The organism is Lachnoclostridium sp. An138 (genome assembly GCF_002160765.1).
Taxonomy (GTDB): Bacteria; Bacillota; Clostridia; order Lachnospirales; family Lachnospiraceae; genus Laedolimicola; species Laedolimicola faecalis.
The window spans coordinates 58791-69013 of sequence record NZ_NFLF01000019.1 but is presented as its reverse complement, the minus strand read 5'-3'; the positions used below and the strand labels follow the sequence as shown (position 1 = coordinate 69013).

The 10223-nt window shown below is 49.6% G+C and carries 9 protein-coding genes; all 9 read right to left on the bottom strand.

The window, feature by feature from the left end:
- Positions 1-154: 154 nt before the first annotated feature.
- Complete coding sequence (locus B5E82_RS14195; protein ID WP_087308204.1) at positions 155-361, bottom strand: helix-turn-helix domain-containing protein; 207 nt, start codon at positions 359-361, stop codon at positions 155-157.
- A gap of 11 nt (positions 362-372) precedes the next feature.
- Complete coding sequence (locus B5E82_RS14190; RefSeq protein ID WP_140393153.1) at positions 373-978, bottom strand: DUF2975 domain-containing protein; 606 nt, start codon at positions 976-978, stop codon at positions 373-375.
- Between the two features lie 389 nt (positions 979-1367).
- The gene (gene adhE / locus B5E82_RS14185) at positions 1368-4001 is read right to left on the bottom strand and encodes a bifunctional acetaldehyde-CoA/alcohol dehydrogenase (protein ID WP_442911313.1); all 2634 of its coding nucleotides are present in this window, start codon (positions 3999-4001) and stop codon (positions 1368-1370) included.
- 408 nt (positions 4002-4409) lie between these two features.
- Positions 4410-6071 (bottom strand): diphosphate--fructose-6-phosphate 1-phosphotransferase, encoded by a 1662-nt coding sequence (locus tag B5E82_RS14180; protein WP_087308201.1) that lies wholly within the window; start codon positions 6069-6071, stop codon positions 4410-4412.
- Positions 6072-6205: 134 nt separating this feature from the next.
- Positions 6206-7594 carry a glycine--tRNA ligase gene (locus B5E82_RS14175; protein ID WP_087308200.1) on the bottom strand — a complete coding sequence of 463 codons (1389 nt, stop codon included), beginning with the start codon at positions 7592-7594 and terminating at the stop codon, positions 6206-6208.
- 81 nt (positions 7595-7675) lie between these two features.
- The gene (locus B5E82_RS14170; RefSeq protein ID WP_087308199.1) at positions 7676-8257 is read right to left on the bottom strand and encodes a hypothetical protein; all 582 of its coding nucleotides are present in this window, start codon (positions 8255-8257) and stop codon (positions 7676-7678) included.
- A gap of 83 nt (positions 8258-8340) precedes the next feature.
- Positions 8341-9000: a DNA repair protein RecO gene (gene recO, locus B5E82_RS14165; RefSeq protein WP_087308198.1), complete on the bottom strand. Its 660-nt coding sequence runs from the start codon at positions 8998-9000 to the stop codon at positions 8341-8343.
- On the bottom strand, positions 8945-9133 hold the full coding sequence (locus tag B5E82_RS17970) for a hypothetical protein (RefSeq protein WP_140393152.1): 189 nt from the start codon (positions 9131-9133) through the stop codon (positions 8945-8947). The genes recO and B5E82_RS17970 overlap by 56 nt, the downstream gene beginning before the upstream one ends.
- 175 nt (positions 9134-9308) lie before the next feature.
- Positions 9309-10220 (bottom strand): GTPase Era, encoded by a 912-nt coding sequence (gene era / locus B5E82_RS14160; RefSeq protein ID WP_087308197.1) that lies wholly within the window; start codon positions 10218-10220, stop codon positions 9309-9311.
- Positions 10221-10223: the final 3 nt, after the last annotated feature.

Below are 10223 nucleotides of genomic sequence, written 5' to 3'. Positions count from 1 at the left end.
TCAGCAACTGCATAACCTTAACATTCTCAATATTCAATTTTTAAAGCAGCCACCGAAAGATGGCTTATTTGTCGTGTGCCAAAGATAATGAATATCCTCTACTTCTCATTTTCAATCTTATAATCCCCTCATCATAATTGGACAGACTGGGAGCTTATTCCCGCCTGTATTCCAGAATATCTCCAGGCTGACAGTCCAGAACGTCACAGATCGCCTCCAGCGTGGAAAAACGGATGGCGCTGACGTGTCCGTTTTTCAGCTTTGACAGATTCACGTTGGCGACGCCGACCTTTTCTGATAATTCATTCAAAGACATTTTCCGATCGGCCATCACCCGATCCAGTCGAAGGATAATAGGCATCTTTTTCCTCCTTACAGGGTTTCGTCGGACTGCTTCTGAAGTTCTGCGCCGTACCGGAATATATAAGACATCAGGAAAAATACAAGAGCTATCAGTATAAATCCCAAATCTATCCGGGGCTCCAGCCTGCACTCGATAATCTTATCACGGATAAACAGATTCTGCACCTCATAAGCCCGGTAGGACATGGTATCTATCAACACCCGGCCAGCCGAAATCAGCCCTCCCCCGATAAGAGTAAAAACTCCCAGCTTTCTGAAATTCTTATATACACTCTCGTCAAAAGGCAGCCCTTCCTTCATCGGAAGCAGGATTTTTCTTGCAATTTTCGCAGCGTATATTACCAGAAAACAAAGCACGCAAAACATAAGCGCTCTGACAAGAAAATTTACCTTGGATAAGCCGGGCGGCAGAAAATCGGCTCCCCAGACGTCTACCTTTACGCTTCCCAGAGAAAGCGTAACAGGCTCCCCGCTTAATATATTCGGTTCAAAAAAGCAGACATTCAGCGCCGCAAGAACCATCAGACATCCGGCGCCAAACCACATTACCTCCCCGATTTTGGCAAGCTGCGCAAGCTCTCCCGCAGCTTTTTTCATTTTCTTCATTTTTTCCATGGCCTCCCCCTCCTTCTGCACCTGTTATTCTTCCTTTCCATATTTCCTGTTGACTGTTTCCTACCCCTAATTGACAAAGGCATATTCGGTCAATTAAGGGGATTGATTGTTGATGCACGCCCTGTTTTATATTTTCATTATCGCCTGTGTGTACTGCTTTGTCAATTGGGTTTTAATGTTTATCATTAATTTTTTAATATTAAACGAATATAAATCGCCGTTTGCACACCCCCGAAGGGTAAATAGGGCACAGCTCCAAAAAAGCAGGCCTCCTCCGCGCTTTGCAAAGCGCGGGAAAGGCCTGCTTTTTCATATATCATATCATTGCCGGAACTGCTTATTCTCTCTGCTTATTCTCTCTGCTTATTCTCTCTGCTTATTCTCTCTGCTTATTCTCCATAATAAGCTTTCAGATAAAGCTCTTTTATCTCGGACATCAGCGGATATCTCGGGTTCGCGCCGGTACACTGGTCGTTGAAGGCGTTCTCCACCATTTCATCCAGAGTTGCCAGGAAATCCTCTTCCTTGACGCCGTAATCCTTAATGGTCCTCTTGATGCCTACCTTCTCTTTCAGCTCTGCGATGGCCTTGATGAAGTTCTCGAATACTTCATCATCATCCTTTCCGGTGATACCGGCAAAGCGAGCCATCTCACAGTAGCGCTCTTTTGCGTGGGGATACGGATACTGGGAGAAGGTTCCCATTTTCACGGGCGCCGGGTCTGCGTTGTAGCGCATGACAAGCTCAATCAGCAGAGCGTTGGCGACGCCGTGGGGCAGATGATGGTATGCGCCCAGCTTGTGCGCCATGGAATGGCACACGCCCAGGAAGGCGTTGGCAAAGGCCATGCCTGCCATTGTGGAAGCGTTTGCCATCTTCTCTCTGGCCTCCGGATCGTTCGGTCCGTTGTCATAGCAGCGGGGCAGATATTCAAAGATATTTTTAACCGCCTTCAGCGCCATACCGTCGGAAAAATCCGTAGCCATGATGGATACATAAGCCTCCAGGGAATGGGTCAGCGCGTCGATACCGGAAGCGCTGGTCAGGCCCTTGGGCTGGGTCATCATATAATCCGTATCTATGATTGCCATATTCGGCATCAGCTCATAGTCTGCGATGGGCCACTTGGTTCCAGTCTCAGCGTCCGTAATAATCGCAAAGGGCGTCACTTCAGAGCCTGTACCGGAGGATGTGGGAACCGCTACAAACATGGCCTTTTCTCCCATCTTCGGGAACACGTAAACTCTTTTGCGGATATCCATAAAGTCCATGGCCAGATCCTCAAATCTGCACTCTGGATGCTCGTACATAAGCCACATGATTTTTCCGGCGTCCATCGCGGAACCGCCGCCCAGAGCAATGATCACATCCGGCTGGAACGCCTTGATCTGTTCTACGCCTTTCTGCGCGCACTGCAGCGTCGGATCGGGAGCCACCTCATAGAAGCAGGCGTAGGTAATGCCCATCTCATCCAGCTTGTCGGTAATCGGTTTCGTGTGTCCGCTGCTGTAAAGGAAACTGTCCGTTACGATAAAGGCTTTCTTCTTATGATAGTAGGTCTTCAGCTCATCCAGAGCCACCGGCAGGCAGCCTTTCTTAAAGTATACCTTCTGAGGCGTTCTGAACCAGAGCATGTTCTCTCTCCTTTCCGCAACGGTCTTAATATTGAGCAAATGTTTTACGTTTACATTTTCGGATACGGAGTTGCCGCCGTAGGAACCGCAGCCCAGCGTCAGGGAGGGCGCCAGTTTGAAATTGTACAGGTCACCGATTCCGCCCTGGGAGGAAGGCGTATTCACCAGAATACGGCAGGTCTTCATCCTGGCCGCGTGCTGCGCCATCTTCTCCGTCTCAGAGGGATGGATGTAGAGAGAGGAAGTATGGCCGTAGCCGCCGTCCTCAATCAGCCGTTCGGACATTTCAAGAGCCGTCTCAAAATCTTTCGCCTTATAAAGGGCCAGCACCGGAGAAAGTTTCTCATGGGCGAAGGGTTCGGAACTATCTACGGAAGTCACCTCGCCAATCAGAATCTTGGTATCCTTCGGCACTTCAAAGCCTGCGATCTGTGCGATTTTGTATGCAGGCTGGCCGACAATCTTCGGGTTCACCGTCCCTGCCTCTGTCAAAATGATCGCGCGCATCTTCGCCATCTCTTCTTCGTTCAGGATATGGCATCCGCGCTTTACGAACTCTGCGCACACCTTATCATAAATATCTTCTATCGCTGTCACAGACTGCTCAGAAGCGCAAATCATACCATTGTCAAAGGTCTTGGAATGAATTACGGAATACACGGCCAGCTGAATATCGCAGCTGCTGTCCATGATGACAGGCGTATTTCCCGGGCCTACGCCAATGGCCGGTTTTCCGGAGGAATAAGCTGCCTTCACCATGCCCGGGCCTCCGGTAGCCAGAATCACATCCGCAGAACGCATCAGCTCATTGGACAGCTCCAGAGTCGGATTTTCAATACAGTCAATCAGACCCTTGGGCGCTCCTGCCGCCTCCGCCGCCTCGCGCACAATGCGGGCCGCTTCCGTCGTGCATTTTTTCGCCCGTGGATGGGGGCTGATGAGGATCGCGTTTCTCGTCTTCAGGCAGATCAGGCATTTGAAAATCGCCGTCGAGGTCGGATTCGTGGTCGGAATAATTGCTCCCACCAGGCCCATAGGCTCCGCAATCTTCTTAATGCCATAGGAAGCGTCCTCTTCAATCACGCCGCAGGTTTTCACATTCTTATAGGAGTTGTAAATGTACTCGGCTGCATAGTGATTTTTGATAACCTTGTCTTCCACAACGCCCATGCCAGTCTCTTCCACCGCCATCTTTGCAAGCGGAATACGCTGCTTATTGGCCGCCATAGCTGCCTCGAAAAAGATTTTATCTACCTGCTCCTGTGTAAATGCAGCAAAAGCTTTCTGCGCCTCCCGCATCCGGGCAATCTTCTGCTGCAGCCGTTCCACATCCGTCATCTCTTTCGATTTCTCCGAAACCGGAACTGCATGCATCTTCTCTGCCTGCATCTTCTCTTCCTGTCTGCTCATACGAACCCTCCTTAACTGTCTGAATTTCTGGTCTGCCGTCTGCCGCGTCCGGATACAGGCTGACTCTCTGTTTCCTGTATTTGTTAATTAATTAACATCTTCGTTAATATATTAACATTCCTTTTTCTGCATGTAAAGAGGGAATATCATGAAAATTTGTAATTTAAATGATAAATTTTTTCGCATTTTATACAATTAAAGAAAAATAACATAATTGCATGCCATTTGAAAGTCCGGAAATCCGAAGTTTCCGCTCTACAGGCCAGCTTAAATAAGAAGCCAAAAAAGAAACAGCCCTGCAAACATTCAGGATTCTGAAAACCCGAATTTTACAGGACTGTCTCTTCATTTAATACATGTAATACATGACTTCTGCAGTCAGATTATTTATTCAGCTTTCTCCAGAGCAAGCGTTCTCGTAGTAAGATCGCATACCTCTGCCGGTCCGTAATACTGGATAGCGCCCGGGAAGGTGTAGCAGGTTTCCACTGACCACTCATCTCTGTGTGCCTCAAAATATTTGAACGGCTTTCCTTCCAGGTCAACAAGAGCTTTCCGGATAACCGGCTTGTCCTCGCCGTGTCTTCTCTCAATGTTCATCATCTTGGTGATGGGCATACCGCCTGCAACCCACTCCTCAGCCGGCTTGGAAAGATTGGAAACCTTGGAAAGATATCCATTATAGCCGTACTGAATCAGCATGAATGCATTGTATCCAAGAGAATAGCAGTAGTCAGCGTCAAAGTTGGACGGGAATGCGCATCTTCCTTCATAACCGAAGAAGTGGGTCTGTACGGAATACTTGCCGGTGTAGGTGCCTGCGGCCTTTCTTTCTTTCAGCTTGTCGCCTACCAGAGCGGCAAACAGTTTCTCAGACTCGATCAGAGAAACCTGTACGTTTCCGTGCGGGTCTCTCTCCAGGAACAGCTGCTGCTGAATCGCCTGGGGAAGGATTGCAAATACAGCCATAGACTCCTTGGAAAGACCTTTCTCGATGAAGGTATACTTCTCTTCCCAGCTCGGAAGCGCATTGAACGCATCCGCCTTGCTGCCCGCGAGAAGCTCGTTGATCTCGCTGATCAGAGCGGAGAACTCCGGAACGAACTCAACTACGCCCTCCGGAATCACAACTACACCAAAGTTGTTTCCATTGGCTGCTCTCTTCTCTACCGCGTCCGCGATATAATCCGCGATCTCAGACAGGGACTGCTTCTTCGCTTTTACTTCCTCAGAAATCAGGCAGATGTTCGGCTGGCACTCCAGAGCGCACTCCAGAGCAACGTGGGAAGCGGAACGTCCCATCACCTTGATGAAATGCCAGTATTTCTTTGCAGAATTACAGTCTCTCTCAATATTTCCAATCATCTCGCTGTAAGTCTTGGTAGCTGTATCAAAACCAAAGGAGATCTCGATATCCTCATTCTTCAGATCGCCGTCGATGGTCTTCGGGCATCCGATTACCTGTACGCCGGTCTTATGAGCCGCCATGTACTCGGCAAGCACGCAGGCATTGGTATTGGAATCGTCGCCGCCGATGATCACGATAGCGGTGATGCCGTGCTTCTTGCACACTTCTGTGGCAATGGCAAACTGCTCCTCTGTCTCCAGCTTGGTTCTTCCGGAACCGATGATGTCAAATCCGCCGGTATTTCTGTACTGGTCAATATACTCATCATCGAAAACGATGAACTTGTCTTCAATCAGTCCGCTGGGGCCGCCCTTGAAGCCAATCAGAACGTTCTCTTTGTTGGTTGCCTTCAGCGCGTCATACAGACCGCACACTACATTGTGTCCGCCAGGCGCCTGTCCGCCGGAAAGGATCACGCCAACGACCTGCTTCTTGGCAGCAGAGGTGTTCTGGCCTTTTTCAAAAGTAACCTCCGGCTCTCCATAGGTATTCGGGAAAAGCGCTTTGATCTTCTCCTGATCTGCCACGCTGGTGGTAGCTTCTCCTTCTTTAACTGCGATCTCAGAGATACCATTTCTGAGCATTCCCGGAAGCTTCGGAACATACTCATATCTTGCTTTCTGAAGTGGTGAAAGATTCATAATCATACTCCTTTGTTCTTTATTTTTCAGCAGAGTTTCGGACACGGTTCTGTGCTTTTTTCTGCTTCCTTACGAATAATAAACTATCATTATTCCGCGGTTTCGTCAACCTTTAGTCCCCGAATTTTCCCTGACTAGAATGTAAACTTATCCGCAAAATAAGCGTCCAGCTCGTCAATCTTTACACGTACCTGCTCCATGGTGTCACGGTCGCGGACAGTCACGGCACCGTCCGTCTCCGACTCGAAATCGTAGGTCACGCAGAACGGCGTTCCAATCTCATCCTGACGGCGGTAGCGCTTTCCGATATTTCCTCTGTCATCAAACTCACAGTTGTATTTTTTGCAGAGCTGGGTATAAATCTTCTCCGCTCCCTCATTCAGCTTCTTGGACAGAGGCAGCACGCCGATCTTCACAGGCGCCAGCGCCGGATGGAAATGAAGCACCGTACGCACATCGCCGCCCTCCAGCTCTTCTTCATCATAAGCCGCGCACAGGAAAGCCAGTACCACACGGTCCGCTCCCAGAGACGGCTCAATGACATAGGGAATGTATTTTTCCTTCAGCTCGTCATCAAAGTAGGACAGATCCTCGCCAGATACATTCTGGTGACAGGTCAGGTCATAATCGGTACGGTCAGCGATACCCCAGAGCTCTCCCCATCCAAACGGGAACAGGAACTCCAGATCTGTAGTGGCCTTGCTGTAGAAGCTCAGCTCTTCCTTTTCATGATCGCGGGCACGCAGCTCATCATCCTTCATGCCGAGAGATTTCAGCCAGTTGATGCAGTATTCCTTCCAGTAAGCGAACCACTCCAGATCCGTATCCGGTTTGCAGAAGAACTCCAGCTCCATCTGCTCAAACTCTCTGGTACGGAAGGTGAAGTTGCCCGGCGTAATCTCGTTTCGGAAAGACTTTCCGATCTGAGCGATGCCGAAGGGAACTTTCTTTCTGGAAGTTCTCTGTACGTTCTTGAAGTTTACAAAGATACCCTGGGCCGTCTCCGGACGGAGATATACGGTATTCTTCGCGTCCTCGGTTACACCCTGGAAGGTTTTGAACATCAGGTTGAACTGACGGATATCGGTAAAGTCATGCTTTCCGCAGGAAGGACAGGGGATGTTGTGCTCGTCGATATAAGCCTTCATCTCCTCCTGGCTCCAGGCGTCCACAGAACCCTCGATCTGGATGCCGTGTTCCTCATTGTAATCCTCGATCAGCTTGTCGGCGCGGAAACGCTCCTTACAGCTCTTGCAGTCCAGCAGCGGATCAGAGAAACTTCCCAGATGACCGGAGGCCACCCAGGTCTGGGGATTCATCAGAATCGCGCAGTCCACGCCCACATTGTAGGGATTCTCCTGTACAAACTTCTGCCACCAGGCGCGCTTTACGTTATTCTTCAGCTCCACGCCCAGATTACCGTAATCCCAGGTGTTCGCCAGACCTCCGTAAATCTCGGAACCCGGGTATACAAAGCCTCTCGCTTTCGCCAGAGCCACGATTTTGTCCATTGTCTTTTCCATATCGAATTCTCCTTATCAAACTCCCCCGCAGGGTTTGTTTCCAGCGGCAGTCCTCCCGGGCGCCGCCATCTCTTTTCTGTTTTATTTGTAAATGATGTATGACAGCTCAGGTTCCGCTGCCGACGCCTCTCTGTCTCCTGTGACAGTAACATTGTCCTCCGGACATACGGCCAGAATCGTTCCCGGCACCCGTACCTGCACGGCCTCTTCCAGAATCAGCACATGGGCGCTGCCATCGCTGTCCAAAACGTCCAGATCCGCCGCATTTTCATTTGGCTCCACAAAGTCATCCGGCAGATCGTAGCCTTCCTCTTCCGCCTCGGAACGCGTCCCCACAAACAGCGTCATGCCTGTGTAATCGGCATAATACTGGCTCTCGTCAAAGACAAGCTGCAAAGTCGCCACTCCGTCTTTCACCTCAAACGACTCTATCCTGATGTGGTCCGCCGCAAAATTCCGATTGTAATCTGCCAGCTCTTCCTCGATCTCCGCTTCCAGCTCATCGGCATCGTAAAAATCCTTGTCAAAATCCTCGACGATGGTACTGGTCACTCTGCCTCTCTTATCTACAGAAATCGTATCCTGGTCCGGCACTCCGCCGGAACAGCCTGAAAAGAGCAATAAGCCGCACATCAGGAGACATAAACTGACTGCTTTTTTCATTCTGGTCTCCTCCCGCTCCCTTCAAATCCAAAAATTCCCGGATTCGAACATCTCATATAGTATATCGTCTTTTGAACGATTTTTCAACTGCTTTTCACGCAGGCCTCCAGAATCTCCAGGGATTTAAAATGTCCTTCCATATAAAGCTCCCGGTACCGGCGCAGCACAAACTGCAGTTCCTTCAGAACCTGCTCCGACACCGTAAAAGTATACAGTTTCTCAATGGAAGACGCGGCAATATACTGAAGCGTGTACAATGTGGATTCGCAGACATCCAGTTTTTCAAAATCCACCGGACATTCCCCGTTTACCACAAGCACCTTCAGTTCATATATGTACCGGATCAGCTCATCGGGAATACTTGGCCGGCAAAGAGCGCGCAGAGTCTGATACAGAAGCTTCAGCATCATCAGCTCGTCATTGGCCTCCCTCGTATAATAATCCGCCAGCTCGCAGAAATAGAACCCATAGCAGGCTCCCGCGAAATCAGAGCTCAGCTCATGAAAATAATTCTGCACCTTTGCCTGCATCAGATTATAGGAACTCCGGCCTTCATACACTGTGAATTCTCCGAACACGAAAGAATTGCAGACAGCCAGAAGCGGGCTGTTCTGCCGTCTGGCTCCTCTGGCAAAAGCCGTGATCTTTCCCCGCTCTTTCGTCAGAACCGTTATGCGCTTATCATAATCACCATATGGATAGGCCGCCAGCACCAGGCCCGTCACTGTGATCATCTGTCCCATAATCCGTCTTCCTCCGGTCTTCCCCGCCCTCTTTTCCGGACGCGCAGGCCGCCGCTTCCTTTCTCCAGTCGATTCCCCGGTAGCGGAGATAATCCTCCACCGAACCTGTCAGCTCAAATCTTTCCCATGTCATCCGTTTCTCGCCCCTGTTCCTCTTATCCTTAAGGAACTGCCGGAAGTCTCCTTCACGGCAGTTCCTTAAGAATTAGATTCTCCAGAAGCAGCATTCTTATCCTGCGAAAAATATACCAAATAGATACCCTTAATCGACAAGGGCATACTCGCCTTTGTCAATTAAGGGTATGCCTTTACAGGTCGAAATCCTTCTTGTCGTATCCGAAATTTTTGATCAGATAATCGCTGTCTCTCCAGTCCTTTTTGACCTTCACCCAGAGCTTTAGATTTACTTTCATCTCCATCATCCGTTCGATCTCATAACGGGCCGCGCTTCCGATCTTTTTCAGCATGGCTCCCTGCTTTCCGATGATAATTCCCTTGTGAGAGTCTTTCTCGCAGATGATCGTAGCGTCGATATCACAGATACCGCCGTCTTTTCTCTCCTTCATCTGATCAATGGATACAGCAATCCCGTGGGGAATCTCCTCATCCAGACAGCGCAGAGCTTTCTCCCGTATCAGCTCCGCCACAATCTGGCGCATGGGCTGATCTGTCACGGTATCCTCATCATAATACTGCGGGCCATAGGGCAGATACTTGAAAATCTGCTCAATCAGCGTGTCTGTATTGTCTCCATTCAGGGCCGATACCGGCACAATCTCATCAAAATCGTACAGCTTCCGGTAGGTATCGATAAAAACCAGAATCTCTTCCCGCTTTACTGTATCCGTTTTGTTAATAACAAGAATCACCGGAGTCTTCGCCTTTTTAAGCTGTTCCGCGATGTGGCGCTCCCCCGCTCCGATAAAGGTGCTCGGCTCCACCAGCCAGAGAATCACATCCACCTCCCTAAGCGTGCGCTCCGCCACATTGACCATGTATTCTCCCAGCTTGTTCTTCGCCTTGTGAATGCCCGGCGTATCCAGGAAAATGATCTGCCCCTGATCACAGGTATACACAGTCTGAATCCGGTTTCGCGTAGTCTGGGGCTTATTGGAAGTAATCGCAATCTTCTGTCCAATCAGCCTGTTCATCAGTGTGGATTTTCCTACGTTCGGCCTGCCAATCAGAGTGGCAAAGCCTGATTTCTGCATTTGTTCCATTCA

What these genes read in the sequence shown, in the direction of transcription:
- B5E82_RS14195 (WP_087308204.1), bottom strand. Translation starts at nt 361, where the DNA reads ATGCCTATTATCCTTCGACTGGATCGGGTGATGGCCGATCGGAAAATG.
- B5E82_RS14190 (WP_140393153.1), bottom strand. Translation starts at nt 978, where the DNA reads ATGGAAAAAATGAAGAAAATGAAAAAAGCTGCGGGAGAGCTTGCGCAG.
- adhE (WP_442911313.1), bottom strand. Translation starts at nt 4,001, where the DNA reads ATGCAGGCAGAGAAGATGCATGCAGTTCCGGTTTCGGAGAAATCGAAA.
- B5E82_RS14180 (WP_087308201.1), bottom strand. Translation starts at nt 6,071, where the DNA reads ATGAATCTTTCACCACTTCAGAAAGCAAGATATGAGTATGTTCCGAAG.
- B5E82_RS14175 (WP_087308200.1), bottom strand. Translation starts at nt 7,594, where the DNA reads ATGGAAAAGACAATGGACAAAATCGTGGCTCTGGCGAAAGCGAGAGGC.
- B5E82_RS14170 (WP_087308199.1), bottom strand. Translation starts at nt 8,257, where the DNA reads ATGAAAAAAGCAGTCAGTTTATGTCTCCTGATGTGCGGCTTATTGCTC.
- recO (WP_087308198.1), bottom strand. Translation starts at nt 9,000, where the DNA reads ATGGGACAGATGATCACAGTGACGGGCCTGGTGCTGGCGGCCTATCCA.
- B5E82_RS17970 (WP_140393152.1), bottom strand. Translation starts at nt 9,133, where the DNA reads ATGACATGGGAAAGATTTGAGCTGACAGGTTCGGTGGAGGATTATCTC.
- era (WP_087308197.1), bottom strand. Translation starts at nt 10,220, where the DNA reads ATGGAACAAATGCAGAAATCAGGCTTTGCCACTCTGATTGGCAGGCCG.